The sequence below is a fragment of the Ruegeria sp. BHSA123 genome, from assembly GCF_059613425.1.
The window spans coordinates 1-14,906 of record NZ_JBXWSL010000001.1 but is presented as its reverse complement, the minus strand read 5'-3'; the positions used below and the strand labels follow the sequence as shown (position 1 = coordinate 14,906).

Sequence of the window (14,906 nt, the reverse complement as noted above, 5' to 3'; positions counted from 1 at the left end):
TGCGGGTTTGAATGGCGCGCGTATAAGGCAGGTTTGCGCGCTACGCAAGGCCCAATCGCCCTTATTTTTCAAGCTGCGCCAATGCGTGCGCATGCCTGACAGCGTCTTCACAATGGGCGGCCAGAGCCTTGCGGTTTTCAAAGTCGCTGACCCGCGCTGGCGCATGATAGATTAGTTCAACAGTTCCTTGCCGACGTGCGCCAAGGGTCTTCAGCAAATGCGGCCCGAACTCCATATCCCCCCACCAGCCATAAAAGCGTTTTGGCTGGCCTTTGGGCGCGTGAAACACCACGGAAACGGGTTGGATATACATGAAATCACGCAATTCATCCGCGAAGAACGCAGCGAAAAGCGTTGTTTTAAAAGGTAAAATTCGAAGTCCATCTGTTGAGGTGCCTTCGGGGAAGAACAACAGTTTGTGACCCACCTTCAGGCGGGTTTCAAAAAGTTTGGTTTGTTCCTTGGCTTTCTTGCGATCCCGTTCGATGAACAGGGTTCCGGTCGCACGGGCCAGCCAGCCGATACCGGGCCATTTGGCGACTTCTGCCTTGGAAACAAAATAGACCCTCTTGCGCGCGTTCAGAGCAAAAATATCCAGCCAGGATGTGTGGTTTGCCACCACTGCCCCCCTCTCTTTCATCAGCGCGCCTGATGTGCGAAACCCGATGCCAAGAATTCGAAACGCGTTGCGGCAGACAAACTGCGTGATGAACGGCGTGACAGGTCGCCGGACGCCGAAAAACGGATACTCTATCAAGCGAACAGTCAGAAGGATGATCAGGCCACCAAAGACAAGGGCCGCTAGCGGTACTCCACGCAGAATGGCCAGAACCCATCCAATAAAGCCCAGCTCGATCGGGTCGGGCGCGTCTTCACTATTCCAGAGCGGGTCGTTCACAGCGTCACGCCCCGCCATAAATTCGACGCTGCCGTTCATTCATGCGCGTCGTGTCGAGGATCAGGCAAACATCCGTTGTGTTGAAGGTGTGGTCGATAAAGGCGCCCTCGCCCACGAAACCACCCAAGCGCAGGTAGGCTTTGATCAATGCTGGCACCTGAACCATGGCGGCGCGGCGGTCCAAAGCCTCTGGTTTCACAAGGTCCATCGACTGAAAAACATCGGGCTGCGCCCGTACGCGCAACTCTGGCGGAGCCAGATGGTTGTGGTGAAGCATCGACAAGGGTAGCGCCAATGTGGCCACGTTTGTTCCGTGAAAACTCGCAACGCCGAACAAGACTTCAATTTCACGTTCCGCCACATAAGCGGCCAAACCGTTCCACAGGTGGTACATTGCCGTACCCCCACGGTAGTCGGGGTGCAGGCACGACCGTCCCAACTCCAACAGTTTGCGCCCACTGTTCTTGAGAACGGTCAGATCATATTCATCTTCGGAATAGAATTGCCCTAGTTCCGCGGCACGTTCGCCCGGTAACATCCTGTATACGCCAATAATTTCGCCGGTGTGATCATCATAGGCCAACATATGATCGAAATACGGGTCGAAACGGTCTTTCTCGAGGCCAGCATCATGATCGACCATCTCTCCACCGCCCCCCAACTCGCGCACGAAGACGTCATAGCGCAAACGCTGAGCTGCTTGCAGGTCGGCTTCGGTCTCGGCCAGTTTTACGGTGAAAGAAGGGCCAGTATCCGGCATATGGGGTGATCCGTGTTCTATTGGCTGCTGATACCGCAGTTATTCGGCCAAAGGCAACAAGCCCCGCTTCGGTCAGCGCTGTTAACATTTCCTAAACCACTTTCACGGATCAAAGACCGGCATCAGGGCGATGCGCGTACCGTCGATCACCACTTTCCCCTGCTCGCGAAAGTTCACGGTGATCTTGCCTGCAATGTTGGACTGAACCTGTCCGACGCCCCATTCGGGAAAATCCGGGTGGCGGACGAACATGCCCGGTGCAAGTATAGCATTCATGTCTGTCATAGGGGCCTCCGGGACGTGCGGCAGATACAGTCGGAGGTACGCATGGGCGAGAGCAACGTCAACCTGGCCGAATTGATCGGTTCGCGGATTTGCCATGATCTGATCAGCCCGATCGGGGCGATCACCAACGGGCTTGAGCTGTTGGATATGGTGGGCTCCGTACAGGGGCCCGAGATGGAGCTGATCTCGGGCAGCGTCGGAAGTGCCGGGGCACGTATTCGCTTTTTCCGTGTTGCCTTTGGCTCGAGCAGTGATCACCCGCTTGGTCGGGCCGAAGTAACCGAACTGCTGAAAGATATCGAGCGTGCGGGGCGGATACGGGTCAATTGGAACCTGACCGGGCCAGTGCCCCGTAATCAGGTCAAACTGGCCTTTCTGGCGCTTATGTGCTGTGAAAGCGCCATGCCGCTTGGCGGCGCGGTCGAGATCGTTAATCAGGGCAACAAGTGGATCGTGACCGGGGTTGCAGACAGGTTGAATGTCGATGGTGATCTTTGGAAGAACGTCGTGACAGGTCGTTTTCCCACCAAAATCACGCCCGCGCACGTTCAATTCGCGTTGCTGCCTGAAACGGCGGCTGCGATGGGTCGGCGGATTGCCGTTGAAACCTCGGCAACCCGCGTGTCACTTCGGTTTTAAGCCCGGATCGTTCCGTTCCCGCGTACGAGATATTTGAAACTGGTCAATTGCGCCGCCCCGACCGGCCCGCGCGCGTGCATCTTGCCCGTCGCGATTCCGATTTCTGCCCCCATGCCAAATTCACCGCCATCCGCAAACTGGGTCGAGGCATTATGCATCAAGATTGCGCTATCGAGACGCTCAAAGAAACGGGCTGCTGCTGCGTCATCCTCGGTCATGATGCAATCAGTGTGGTTTGAGCCGTATTGCTGAATATGAGCAATCGCAGCGTCGATATCGGCAACGGGCTTCGCAGCGATCACGTTGTCGAGGAACTCTTTTCCCCAGTCATCCGCCGTAGCAGCAACTGTACTCTCTCCAGCGAGAACACCATCGGCGTGAACCTCGACACCTGACTGGACCAGTGCCGCAACGACGTCACGCCCCAGTGTGTCGGCGATATCCTGATGAACCAGCAAGCATTCAGCGGCTCCGCAAATACCAGTGCGGCGGGTCTTGGCATTCAGTACCACTTCCAGCGTTTTCTGCGGATCAGCAGCCTTGTCGACGTAAATGTGCACGATGCCTTCGAGATGAGCAAAGACCGGCACACGGGCCTCTCGTTGTACAAGGCCCACCAGTCCCTTGCCACCGCGTGGAACGATGACGTCGACATAGTCGGTCAGCGTCAGCAACTCCTGCACTGCAGCGCGGTCGCGTGTGGGCACCAGTTGGATGGCGTCTTCGGGCAGGTTCGCGGCCTTCAGCCCTTCGACCAGACAGGCATGGATCGCGGCTGAGGAATGAAAGCTCTCGGATCCGCCGCGCAGGATTACCGCATTGCCCGATTTCAGACACAGCGCCCCGGCATCCGCAGTCACGTTGGGTCGGCTTTCGTAGATCACGCCAATAACCCCTAACGGTGTCCGGACGCGTTGGATGTTAAGGCCCGTGGGCATATTCCATTCTGACAAAACCTCACCCACCGGGTCGGCCTGATCTGCGACGGTTCTCAGCCCGTCGACCATGCCCTGAATACGCGCCTCATCAAGCATCAGGCGATCCATCATTGCGGGGCTCAGACCCTTGTCGCGGCCGAATTCCAGATCTTTTTGATTGGCTGCGATGATCCGTGCCCGATTGGCCCAAACCGCATCTGCGGCTGCAATCAGCGCTGCGTGCTTTCGTTCAGCTGTTGCGAAAGCCAGTTCACGCGAAGCGGCTTTGGCACGTTTCCCAAGATCTTCCATCAGAGCAGGAATGCTGTCGAAGTCTTTCATATCGCGTGCCTTTCAGATCATCTTATTGAAAGTTAAAGGGCCAGGTCGTCCCGGTGGATGAGGGCTGCGCGGCCTGGATAGCCCAGCGTCGCTTCAATCTCAGAAGACTTACGCCCCTTGATCGCATCGGCTTCCTGCGCCGTATACCGGCTGATCCCCTGAGCCAGACGACGGGACTCCAGATCAAGGATGGCGACAGGATCGCCACGACCGAAATCTCCGGTCACTTCCACAATCCCGGCAGGTAGCAGGCTTTTGCCATTGGCCAGTGCCTTGGCCGCCCCCTCGTCCACTGTGATCTCACCCCGAGGTTTCATTGCCGAAATCCAGCGTTTGCGGGCTGCATGTGGATCCAATGTCGCAGTAAACCATGTGGAATTGGCACCGTTTTCGAGCATTTTCAAAGGGTTCAGAACCGACCCTTCAGTAATTGCCATGGCGCAACCACCAGCGGTTGCCATCTTGGCCGCCAACAGCTTTGTCTTCATCCCACCTTTGGATAGGCCCGATCCCGCATCACCAGCCATGGCTTCAATCTCGGGTGTGATCCTGTCGATTGTCTCGAAGCGCGTCGCGGAGGAATCTTCTTTTGGATTACCGGAATAGAAACCATCCACATCCGACAGCAGAATCAGTTGGTCGGCCCCTACTGTCACGGCGATTTGCGCGGCCAGGCGGTCATTGTCGCCATAACGGATTTCGTCCGTTGCAACCGTGTCGTTTTCATTGACGATCGGTACGACGCCTAACCCCAGCAGAGTTTCCAAGGTCGCGCGCGAGTTCAGATACCTGCGGCGATCTTCGCTGTCTTCAAGCGTCACCAGAACCTGCGCTGTAGTGATCCCATGGGGTGCCAACGCCTCTTCGTAGGCGCGTGCAAGCCGGATTTGCCCAACCGCAGCAGCAGCCTGCGACTGTTCCAAAGGCAGTGCCGCCATCGGCAGGCCCAATACTCCGCGGCCAAGTGCAATCGAACCGGATGAAACAAGGATCACATCTTTCCCCTGCCCCTTTAGCCAGGAAACATCTTGCGCCAACGACAGCAGCCAGTCAGACCGCAGCAGGCCAGTGTCGCGATCAACCAGCAAAGCCGACCCGATTTTTACCACCAGACGGCGTGCCGAGGTCAGGGTTGCCAAGGCTGTGCCTCCTCAGCGGGTTTCTGACGCACACGGTTGTCGTCAATCTGGCTGCGCAGCGCCCGCAGAACTTCGGTTACACCCAGATGCGCCACACCGGACATCGTCATGACGGGGCCGCCCACGGCCTCCTCAAGCTCTGCGACGGCAAGGGCACGTTCTTCGTCATCCAGCGCGTCGATCTTGTTCAGAACAGTGATCCTGGGCTTTTCAGCCAGCTCGCCGCCATAGGCTTCCAACTCGTGAATGATCGTGCGGTAATCATCGGCGACCGTCGCAGAGGTGCCGTCGACCAGATGCAACAACACGGCACAGCGTTCCACGTGACCCAGAAAACGGTCACCAATGCCACGGCCTTCATGAGCACCTTCGATCAGGCCCGGGATATCGGCCACAACAAATTCGACGTTGTCCACGCCGACAACGCCAAGATTGGGGTGCAGCGTGGTAAACGGATAGTCGGCAATCTTGGGCCGCGCATTCGACGTGGCCGCCAGAAAGGTCGACTTGCCTGCATTCGGCATACCCAAAAGACCCACATCGGCGATCAGCTTGAGCCGCAGCCAGATTGTGCGGTCAATCCCCGCCTGCCCCGAATTGGCGCGGCGCGGGGCCTGATTTGTGGCAGATTTGAAATGCAGGTTGCCAAACCCGCCATTGCCGCCCTTGGCCAGCAGAACACGTTGCCCGACTTCGGTCAGGTCGCAGATGACGGTTTCTTCGTCTTCGTCCAGGATTTCAGTGCCAACCGGCACACGCAGAACGATATCGTCCCCATCCTTGCCGGTGCGTTGCTGCCCCCGGCCCGGTTGCCCGTTTTTGGCGAAGAAGTGCTGCTGATAGCGGAAGTCGATCAGGGTGTTCAGCCCATCCACAACTTCGGCCCAGACAGACCCGCCTTTGCCGCCGTCCCCGCCATCGGGGCCGCCGTATTCTATAAACTTTTCGCGTCTGAAGCTGACGCAGCCGCTACCGCCGGCCCCGGACCGGATGTAGACCTTTGCGAGATCGAGAAATTTCATGTGTGTCCCCTACTGCAAAGGCCCCATCGGCCACAAGTCAGAGTTTTTTACTGTATGTCCAGGTGGGCACATTCGCATCGCGTGCCACCGAATAGCTTTCCGCATCGCCCAGATACTGGAACCCACAATGGGTCAGGACCCGGGCCGAGGCCGGATTATCCTGAAACACACTGGCGAACATCGTCGCGTTCTCCAGCGGGTTGGCGTTAACAAGTGCTTCGACAGCCATCGAGGCAATGCCCGTGTTCCAATAGATCGGCGCGACCCAATAGCCGACTTCGGACTGATTCCGGTCAAGTCGTTTCAGCGAAATCACACCGATCAGTTCCGGACCTCCGTCCTTGGTGGCATCCATGACCCAGACGTCTTCATCCCGGTTGTCGGCCATCGAACGGGTTACAAAGGCTTCGATCGATCCGGGGGCCAGTGGATGTGCAATACTGGTGGTCATCCGCGCCACGCGCTCATCACCTGCATAATGCTCGATAAGGCCCATGTCCGACCGGCGCAGGGGGCGCAGATCGAACCGCTCGGTTTCAATGACCGGCTGATTAATTATTGTCTCAAGCTTCATTGGTGTGTTCCTCCTCCGAACAACACGAATAGTACGGACGCGACCGTAAGACCCGCCAACGTCCACATCAGATATTTTTCCGCCGGGCGACCTTCAACCGCATGCGCGATTCTATCCCCGGCAAAAGTCCAAATCGGGTGCAAAACGATCTGGCAGATCAACAAACTAAGAGCGATCGTGAGCGTTGCATCAAAGCTGGACGTCCCCGCCGCGACAAAGCCGGTAAAACCCGCAACAATCATGGCCCAGGCTTTTGGGTTCAGCGGATGCACGATCAACCCCGCCCAGAATCCCGGAACATCACCGACCGCATTTTCGCGCGACAATCGCAAATTCGCGATCTTCCACGCCAGCCAGCAAATATATGCAGCCGAAGCATATTTCAGCGCCGCGAAGACTGTCGGAACCTGTTCCGCCAGTTGCAGCAGGCCAAAGCCTACGGGCCAGATAATCAGCTGCTTGCCAAGCACGACACCGGCCACAAAAGGCAATGCGGCGCGAAACCCATAGCGCGCACCTGTTCCCAGCAGGACCATGTTGGCCGGCCCTGGCGTGCCGACCTGAGAGGCGGCAAATATCAGGAAACTGGTGGTTGCGACTGTCATTGGTTCTTTCGATCACGACTGCGTTAAAACGAGAAAGGGGACCGGCACTTTGTGCCGGTCCCCCATGAATTTTCTTAAACCTTCTGGGTCTCGGCTTACTCTGCGGCCTCCGCCACTGGCAGGACCGAAATAAAGGTGCGGTTTTTAAGTCCCTTGTGGAACTTCACGGCGCCATCGACAGTTGCAAAGATGGTGTGATCTTTGCCAATGCCTACGCCTTCGCCCGGCCAGAACTTGGTGCCGCGCTGACGCACGATGATGTTGCCTGCGATAGCGGCCTGGCCACCATACAGTTTTACGCCAAGGCGACGACCAGCTGAGTCGCGACCGTTACGGGAGGAACCGCCAGCTTTTTTATGTGCCATTCTCTCTCTCCTTAGCCTTTAGCCAATTCTTTGGCTTGCTCAACCCATTCGGGTTTCACTTTGACCGTTTCGATAGCAGCAATCTGCTCATCCGACAAGGCGGCCAGAGCGGCAAAGCTCGCGATGCCGGCCTCAACCAGCTTCTTGGCGGCGGCAGGGCCGACACCGTTCAGTTGGGTCAGATCGTCAGCAGCGGCAGCAGCGGGTGCTTCAGCCTTGGCTATTGCTTTCTTGGCAGGCTTTGCAGCAGGTGCCGCTTCGCCAGCCGGAGCTGAACCGGTTGCGGCTTTGATGCCCGATTTGTCAGCGCCCGACGCCAGAATGTCGGTGATTTTGACCAGTGTCAGTTTCTGACGGTGGCCAACGGTACGCTTCGAGCTGTGCTTACGACGGCGCTTGACGAACTTGATGACCTTGTCACCTTTGATCTGTTCGATCACTTCGGCCTGAACGCCTGCGCCTGCAACGAATGGTGCGCCAACAACCGGAGCGTCACCGCCCAGCATCAGAACATCGTTGAATTGAACTTTTTCACCTGCGTCGGCAGCCAGCTTTTCAACGCGGAGGATATCGCCCGCCTGAACCTTGTACTGCTTGCCGCCAGTCTTGAGGACCGCAAACATGCGTCTTTCCTTTTCTAACCCGCGTTCTGTGGTCCCCTTTGCGGGTGTTTTGGCCCCAAGAAACTTGAAAGCCACCTCGAACAGCGCGCCCTTTTCGGGCTGTGTGAATGACCCCTGACAATGTCATGCAGGCCATATAATAACGATACCCGGCGCGGAAAACCGGCCGGGATGCGCGCTTATCCATAGAATGCAGGTAAAAGTCAACACCAAAGCGGCGTTAAAGATCAGACGCCCTCAGCGCCTGTGCAACCGCCTGCCCCAGGCGATAGGAAATATCATTGAACATGCGGTCAAAGCCGTCAAACACGGCGTCATTCAGGGCCCGTCCCGTTTCGGTTCTTGAAAACGCGATATTTTCGCGCATCTGAGCCTCGTCCAACGGGCGGTAGGCCATAAGAAGAAACGAGAAAAGCCACTCTTCGGTGTCCTCGCTCCGACTGTCCTTCTGCAACAAAAGCTCGGCCAGCAGTTCCTGATCGTCGGTCCGCGCATCAACATCAAGACCCCGAAAGAAGCTGTAGTCTGACGTCAATGCCCCCTGAACATTCTTTTCAATCAGGTTATTTGCCTCGATATATTCCTTGACCAAAGCGAACTGAGCGGTGCTGCGTTCTGCGGATTTATAGGCTTCTCGGGCCATGTCTTCGATTGCCTGATCCGACATGGCGCGCCGGGCCGAATTTTCCAGCGTTACGATGGTCTGGCCAAGATCGCTTTCAAAAAACAAGATGGCCTGATCAAGCTGAACATCGGACATGCCCGCCACGAAGGCGTCCGTCAAATGTTTCCGCATCCAAAGGGGATCGTAGATACGATTGACCTGCGCCTCGAAATAAGCGCCGCCCTTGTTGTCCAAAAAGGTATCATCAAGAGTCTCGCGATGGCCCTGCCCCTCGTGAACAAGGATTTCCATCACCTGCGTCAGACGCATGGCTTTTGCCAGTCGGTCGACTTTTCCATCGGCATACAGCGGCAGTGCCCAACTCAGAGCGACCACAAATGCCAGAACTACGCGCTGCATCAAATGTCCTGTGCCGGGTGCAATTCGGCCATCCGTGCGGCAAGAACCTCGAACCTCATGGCCATGATCTCATATTGGATGGCGTTCAACAGCTCGTAGACTTCCTGCATCAGCGGCTGTTCCAGCGCGTCAACATATGTATCCAAATCAGCGTCGGAAAAACCTTGATAGGTGTAAGCCGCACCGGCCAGATTAGACAGTTGCAGCGACTGGCGCATTGCCGGTTCATTTTGCTTCATCAATTCGCGCAGTTCATCCCCGCCCAACTGCAGCTCGATGACCCCCGATGCGCTGGCCGCCAGAAGGAAACGCACCTGAATTTCCTGCAAGGCACGCAGTGCCGTGCCTGTGGAATCAATCGCGTTGTTCATGCGTTTAAAACTTTCGACCCGTTTCGAACCGCTCTTGATCAGGTCAGAGATAATCCTTTGACCTGCCAATTGCTTGACGTCATCGTCTTCTTGCATGTGTGAGGCATTCTCGGCCTCGACCAGACGTTGCCCCAGATCAGACGCGTAAAACTCGACAGCGTGTGCCAGGGCCTCGTCGCTTAGGGTCTGCTCCAGAATGGAAACAGCGGTGTCGTGCATTGCATCGACTTCAAAAACCTCGTCCGTCAAACGGGTCCAGTCCGAGCCGAACCCCTCTGGGTCAACACCCAACATCTGCGGCGCGGACCGTGAGCTAAGGGCGATGCTTTCAAGAGCCACGTCAAACCCGGTTGTGGTCAGAAAAGCCTCGATCCGATCTCGGTTCGCTGCGGAAAGCTCCAGGGGAACCAGAACAAGTGCCAGAAGCGGGGCGAGAAACCAAATGGCGATGCGGTGTGCAAACTGTGTCATAGCAATCAGAGTAGGTGTTTTACGCTGGCAGGCAACGGAAAATCCCGGCATTCACGATTTCCGGAATTTTCTGCTTGCACCCCCGTTCGTTCCTGACTAAATCCCCCCCTCACAGACCCCCGCGGAGAGGTGCCGGAGTGGTCGAACGGGGCGGTCTCGAAAACCGTTGTGGGTGCAAGCCCACCCAGGGTTCGAATCCCTGTCTCTCCGCCACAATTCCAATATCGAAAGCCGTTAGAAAACGTCTTCCGGTCGGATCTGGGTTCTCAGCAAAATTGCAAGTGGTCCGTTGTCAGAAACTGTAGTGGCTTAGGTCACCCGGTGTGTTCTTGCCGTGAAATCGGGTGCAATCAGCGTAGCCCGGCTCAAACCTCTATTCTGCTGAGAATTCACAGGAATTCCCCTTTGTATATCCGCTACATTTAACGCATCCCGGCGACACATTTTCCAAAGGAGACACACATGTCGCGTATTCTCATCCTCCTCATCATCGCCGCTGTCGGTGTTGGTGGTTACTACTATCTCAACCAGTCCGAACAAACCCCGGCTGAACAAGTGCAATCCGCAACGCAGGAGGCGGGCGATGCAGTGGCTGATGCCGCGGCAACTGCTCAGGAAGCTGCGACTGACGCGCTTGAAGACGCAACAGAACAGGCCAGCGAGGCAGCTTCATCCTTGACCGAACAGGCTCAGGAAGCCGTGTCGTCGGTTGCCGATCAAGCCAGCGAGGCGGCTTCTTCTGTCGCGGAACAAGCATCCGAGGCAGCACAGCAAGCCGGTGATCAGGTGGCGGCGCTGGCGGGTCAGGGACAGGAATTGCTGGACTCCTGGATTCAGGAAGGCAAGCTGGATCCCACCAATTTCGACTATGAAGGCATCATGACCTCGATTCAGGACAGCACATTGGCCACGGATCTGAAAGAACAGGCGATCAAGATCGTAGATGACATTAAAGAGTCGCATGAAACCATCGCCTTGAAGATTCAGGAACTGACCGCGCTGTTGACGCAGCAATAACAAAGAAGGGGCCGGTAGCCCGTTCCCGCCCCCTACCCCTCACGCCTATTTTTCGGGCGTGCCCTTACGTTATCGTTTCTCTGAATTGACCCAGTGTGCGGCATTTGATTGGCTGCTCCGACACGATATCCGCGCTCAATGTCACCAGTCGGCAGTTTCCTGTTTAGACAAGTGTGCGCTTTGAACACGCCATCTAGAGGATGATCCCATGACTGACCTGCCCAAAACAATGAAAGCTGCTATCCTGAAACACGGCGGGTACTCGGACACTTCGACCGGACCAGTCATCGAGGATGCGGCTGATTGGCTTGAAGCAGCGGAACTGCCCGTTCCCAATCCCGGCCCCGGTCAGGTATTGATCCGCCTGCGCGCGTCGTCGGTCAATCCGTCCGACCTCCACTTTATCAAGGGTGAATATGGCCAGCCGCGTGTCAAAGGTGCCGCGGCCGGATTCGAAGGCTGTGGCGACGTCGTTGCAACCGGAAAAGGTGCCGAGGCGCTGAAGGGGCTGCGTGTCGCTTTCGTGGCCGCTGGATCCGGTGCCTGGGCGGAATACATAGTGACGCAGATGCAAATGTGCATCCCCTTGCGTCCGGATATTTCAGATGATGACGGGGCCGCGCAAATCGTCAACCCGCTTACCGCGATGACGATGGTGGACATGGCAAGGGAAGACGGCGATGCATTTGTGATATCCGCTGCGTCCAGCCAGTTGGGAAAACTGATGTGCAGCCTCGGGCGTGATCTGGGGTTGAAACCCATCGCGCTGGTGCGCCGGGCCGAGACAGTCGAAATGCTGAAAAGTCTTGGAGCAGCCGAAGTGCTTGTGACGTCCGATCCTGAAGTCGTCGAGAAGTTTGCCGCGATAAGCGCCACGCTGAAACCTCGGGTCTTCCTTGATGCGGTGACGGATCAACTGTCCGAGAAACTGTTCTGCACCATGCCAAACCGGGCGCGCTGGGTCAGCTACGGCAAACTTTCGACCCAAGCGCCAACGCTTTCTCAGACAGGTCAGCTGATCTTCATGGGCAAACGGATCGAAGGTTTCTGGCTGACGCAATGGATGATGTCGACGCCGCCCGCTGACCAGGTGCGGGTTGTGGCCGAAGTTCAGGCCCGCTTTGCCGATGGTCGCTGGAAAACGGATGTTTCCGAACACCTTACGCTTGAAAATCTTGTGCCGAATCTGGCTGACGCGCTGAAAAAGAGTGACGGAAAGGTGATTATCACCCCATAGTAGAACTCACCTGCGTTACCGGAGGATATACGCGGGCGGAACAAGACGCTGGAACACCGGTGGAGGGAGGACAGTGTGGATAACGCGCAGCTGCTGATTAGCGGGCTGGCGAACGGGTGTGTCTACGGCCTGATCGCGCTTGGCTTTGTTCTGATCTACAAGGCTACCGAAGCGGTTAACTTTGCGCAGGGCGATTTCATGATGCTGGGCGCATTTGTGACCATCGGCCTGACAAATACCGAATATATGGGGTTGCCGTTCTGGCTCGCTCTGCCGGTATCATTGGGAATAATGGCCGCGCTCGGTTATCTTCTGGATCGCCTGATCATTCGCCGCCTGTTTGGTGAAAGCCAGACCGCCGTTGTCATACTGACCATTGCTTTGGGCTTTGTGATCCGTTTCATTGCCGGTCTGATCTGGGGGCACGAGCCGCAAACACTGCAAAACCCGCTTGCGGGCAAAGAAGTGCGTATGGGCGGTCTTGTGCTGGGGATGGAAGATGTCGCGATAATCGTCGTCACGGTGCTGCTGACATGGGCACTCTATGTTTTCTTTAGCCGCACCAAAATGGGGCTGGCGATGCAGGGCGCCTCGCAAAACCAGCTGGCAGCATATTACATGGGCATTCCCGTCAGGCGTGTTCAGGGATGGGTCTGGGCTCTGGCCGGAAGTGTTGCGGGAATTGCCGGAATTCTCTTTGCTGCAAAAGGTGCTGTGGATCCGACAACCGGATTGCTGGGCATCAAGGCTTTTGCCGCCGCCGTGATCGGCGGGTTCGGCAGTTTGCCGGGTGCATTGGCCGGAGGGCTGATTGTAGGCGTTATCGAGCCATTCGCCAGCCGGTACATCGCGGCAGGCTACAGCCAGGTCGCGCCATACGCTTTGCTGCTTGCCGTCCTGATCTTCCGACCAAACGGGCTGTTCAGTCAGGTCCGGGTCAAAAAAGTCTGAGCCATGCGGATCGTTTTCAAAACCGATTACATGCAGGATATCCGCCCCTGGAAAGACGGGTTCCAGTTGCGCCTATATCTGCTTCTTCTGTTTGTCGTCGCGGCTGCGCCTTTCGCGCTGGACGATTTCTATCTGGGTGAACTGACAAACGTTCTGATCTGGGCCATTGCCGGTTTGGGTCTGATGGTCCTGACCGGACATACAGGGCAAGTCAGTCTGGGCCATGCGGCCTTTCTGGCCTTCGGCTGTTACGCCAACGTGGCCCTGATTGAGGCAGGCGTGCCTTTTCTGGTTGCGTTTCCGCTGGCCGGAATTCTGACCGGGATCGCGGGCGTGACCGTCGCAGTCCCTGCCCTGAGGCTTCATGGTATCTACCTGGCGATCTTTACAATGGCGCTGTCCATCCTGATGGATGACATCATTGTTCTGTCCGAGCCGATCACTGGTGGTGTCGCGGGTAAATATATCGGCGGGGTCGAGGTCTTTGGCCTTACGGTTGATCGCTGGGGGACGCCTGATCTTTTTTTCTGGCTGGTTCTGTCTGTCACCATTCTGGTCACGTTGGGTTACGTAAACCTGCTGCGTGCCCCTTTGGGACGCAGCTTCATCGCCGTGCGCGACTCCGAGGTTTCGGCACAGGCAATGGGTATCGATATCGCGCGAACAAAGATGATTTCGTTTGCCCTGTCCTGTGCGGTTACAGGTTGGGCCGGCGCGTTGATGGGGCTGTTTGCTGGTGCGTTTAACAACGAAACCTTCAGCGTCCTGATCTCGATCCAATTGCTGATGATGATCGTTATAGGCGGGCTGGGCTCGATTCATGGCGCGTTTCTGGGCGCGATTGTTATCGGATTTTTGCCGCAGTTTCTATCGATTTCAAAGGAATATGTCGGCGCGATCATCGGCGGAAACACCGTTGCCATTCCGGGGCTGGAGTTCGGCATCTTTGGCATGATCCTGATCGGCTTCATCCTTTTCGAACCCATGGGCATCTATGGCCGTTGGCTGAAAATCCGCACCTGGTTCGAACTGTTTCCTTTCTATCGCAAGGACATGTTCAAACGGCAGAAATCCTATCTCAAGACGGAGCGTCTGAGATGAGCTTGCTGGAATTTGAAAACGTTACCCTGAAATTTGGTGGTCTGACAGCCGTGGACAACTTGTCCTTCGAGGTTCAGCAGGGCGAAGTCTTTGCCATAGTCGGGCCGAATGGCGCGGGCAAATCGACGGTCTTCAATCTGATCTCGCGCTTTTACGAACCGTTTTCAGGGTCGATCCGGTTTGATGGTCACGATCTGCTTCAGGTTAAACCGTCTGGCGTGGCTGCCTTTGGGGTGGCGCGAACCTTCCAGAATATCGAGCTGTTCGAACACGCAACTGTCCTGCAAAATCTACTGGTCGGAAGACACAGGCATCGGACAACGAACTTGATTTCAGAACTTTTGTTCACCCCTGCGGTCCGACGGCAAGAGTTGGAGAGCCGGGAAAAAGTCGAACAGATCATCGATTTCCTCGACCTGCAGGCCTATCGCGACAAGATGATTTCAGGGCTGCCTTATGGCGTACGCAAAGTGGTCGAAGTGGCACGTGCCCTGGCGACCGATCCCAAGCTGCTGTTGATGGATGAACCAGCCTCGGGACTGTCGGTGGAAGAGACGACCGATAT

General features: G+C 56.5%; 18 protein-coding genes and 1 tRNA gene. 7 read left to right on the top strand and 12 right to left on the bottom strand.

Annotation, left to right across the window (positions count from 1 at the left end; all coding sequences use genetic code 11):
• Positions 1-61: 61 nt before the first annotated feature.
• From olsA to AC2FNC_RS00085, 3 genes are all read right to left on the bottom strand, one after another.
• Positions 62-937, bottom strand: coding sequence for a lyso-ornithine lipid O-acyltransferase (gene olsA / locus AC2FNC_RS00095; RefSeq protein WP_480517010.1), 876 nt, complete (start codon positions 935-937; stop codon positions 62-64).
• Positions 903-1,658, bottom strand: a complete 756-nt coding sequence (gene olsB, locus AC2FNC_RS00090) for an L-ornithine N(alpha)-acyltransferase (RefSeq protein WP_496714217.1) — start codon at positions 1,656-1,658, stop codon at positions 903-905. Before olsB ends, olsA begins: the two co-directional genes overlap by 35 nt.
• 102 nt (positions 1,659-1,760) lie before the next feature.
• On the bottom strand, positions 1,761-1,943 hold the full coding sequence (locus tag AC2FNC_RS00085; RefSeq protein WP_050602459.1) for a DUF3553 domain-containing protein: 183 nt from the start codon (positions 1,941-1,943) through the stop codon (positions 1,761-1,763).
• A 42-nt stretch (positions 1,944-1,985) separates the two neighbouring features.
• Here AC2FNC_RS00085 and AC2FNC_RS00080 point away from each other — a divergent pair, with 42 nt between their 5' ends.
• Positions 1,986-2,582: a histidine phosphotransferase family protein gene (locus AC2FNC_RS00080; RefSeq protein ID WP_496714215.1), complete on the top strand. Its 597-nt coding sequence runs from the start codon at positions 1,986-1,988 to the stop codon at positions 2,580-2,582.
• On the opposite strand, the gene AC2FNC_RS00075 is transcribed toward AC2FNC_RS00080, so the two are convergent.
• The 9 genes from AC2FNC_RS00075 to AC2FNC_RS00035 form a co-directional block, all read right to left on the bottom strand.
• A complete protein-coding gene (locus AC2FNC_RS00075) occupies positions 2,579-3,841 on the bottom strand; it encodes a glutamate-5-semialdehyde dehydrogenase (RefSeq protein WP_480517004.1) in 1,263 nt (420 codons plus the stop codon). The genes AC2FNC_RS00080 and AC2FNC_RS00075 overlap by 4 nt on opposite strands.
• 32 nt (positions 3,842-3,873) lie before the next feature.
• Positions 3,874-4,980 carry a glutamate 5-kinase gene (gene proB, locus AC2FNC_RS00070; RefSeq protein ID WP_480472734.1) on the bottom strand — a complete coding sequence of 369 codons (1,107 nt, stop codon included), beginning with the start codon at positions 4,978-4,980 and terminating at the stop codon, positions 3,874-3,876.
• Positions 4,968-6,002, bottom strand: coding sequence for a GTPase ObgE (obgE, locus tag AC2FNC_RS00065; protein WP_209596239.1), 1,035 nt, complete (start codon positions 6,000-6,002; stop codon positions 4,968-4,970). Before obgE ends, proB begins: the two co-directional genes overlap by 13 nt.
• A gap of 37 nt (positions 6,003-6,039) precedes the next feature.
• Complete coding sequence (locus tag AC2FNC_RS00060; protein ID WP_480472732.1) at positions 6,040-6,576, bottom strand: GNAT family N-acetyltransferase; 537 nt, start codon at positions 6,574-6,576, stop codon at positions 6,040-6,042.
• Entirely contained in the window at positions 6,573-7,181 is a 609-nt protein-coding gene (locus AC2FNC_RS00055) for a LysE family translocator (protein WP_480472730.1), read from the bottom strand. Before AC2FNC_RS00055 ends, AC2FNC_RS00060 begins: the two co-directional genes overlap by 4 nt.
• A 95-nt stretch (positions 7,182-7,276) precedes the next feature.
• Entirely contained in the window at positions 7,277-7,546 is a 270-nt protein-coding gene (gene rpmA / locus AC2FNC_RS00050; RefSeq protein ID WP_050602452.1) for a 50S ribosomal protein L27, read from the bottom strand.
• Between the two features lie 11 nt (positions 7,547-7,557).
• Positions 7,558-8,169: a 50S ribosomal protein L21 gene (locus AC2FNC_RS00045; protein WP_496714212.1), complete on the bottom strand. Its 612-nt coding sequence runs from the start codon at positions 8,167-8,169 to the stop codon at positions 7,558-7,560.
• Between the two features lie 220 nt (positions 8,170-8,389).
• Positions 8,390-9,193, bottom strand: coding sequence for a DUF2059 domain-containing protein (locus AC2FNC_RS00040; RefSeq protein WP_480472726.1), 804 nt, complete (start codon positions 9,191-9,193; stop codon positions 8,390-8,392).
• Positions 9,193-10,035, bottom strand: coding sequence for a DUF2059 domain-containing protein (locus AC2FNC_RS00035; RefSeq protein ID WP_496714372.1), 843 nt, complete (start codon positions 10,033-10,035; stop codon positions 9,193-9,195). Before AC2FNC_RS00035 ends, AC2FNC_RS00040 begins: the two co-directional genes overlap by 1 nt.
• A 123-nt stretch (positions 10,036-10,158) precedes the next feature.
• On the opposite strand from AC2FNC_RS00035, the gene AC2FNC_RS00030 reads away from it, so the two are divergent.
• The 6 genes from AC2FNC_RS00030 to AC2FNC_RS00005 form a co-directional block, all read left to right on the top strand.
• A tRNA-Ser gene (locus AC2FNC_RS00030) sits at positions 10,159-10,248 on the top strand.
• Positions 10,249-10,497: 249 nt separating this feature from the next.
• Entirely contained in the window at positions 10,498-11,052 is a 555-nt protein-coding gene (locus AC2FNC_RS00025) for a hypothetical protein (RefSeq protein ID WP_496714210.1), read from the top strand.
• A 208-nt stretch (positions 11,053-11,260) separates the two neighbouring features.
• Positions 11,261-12,289, top strand: coding sequence for an alcohol dehydrogenase catalytic domain-containing protein (locus tag AC2FNC_RS00020; protein ID WP_496714208.1), 1,029 nt, complete (start codon positions 11,261-11,263; stop codon positions 12,287-12,289).
• Positions 12,290-12,364: 75 nt separating this feature from the next.
• Positions 12,365-13,240, top strand: coding sequence for a branched-chain amino acid ABC transporter permease (locus AC2FNC_RS00015; RefSeq protein ID WP_480472718.1), 876 nt, complete (start codon positions 12,365-12,367; stop codon positions 13,238-13,240).
• A gap of 3 nt (positions 13,241-13,243) precedes the next feature.
• On the top strand, positions 13,244-14,341 hold the full coding sequence (locus AC2FNC_RS00010) for a branched-chain amino acid ABC transporter permease (protein ID WP_496714207.1): 1,098 nt from the start codon (positions 13,244-13,246) through the stop codon (positions 14,339-14,341).
• The coding region (locus tag AC2FNC_RS00005) for an ABC transporter ATP-binding protein (RefSeq protein WP_496714205.1) at positions 14,338-14,906 on the top strand (569 nt) is incomplete at its 3' end. The genes AC2FNC_RS00010 and AC2FNC_RS00005, both read left to right, overlap by 4 nt.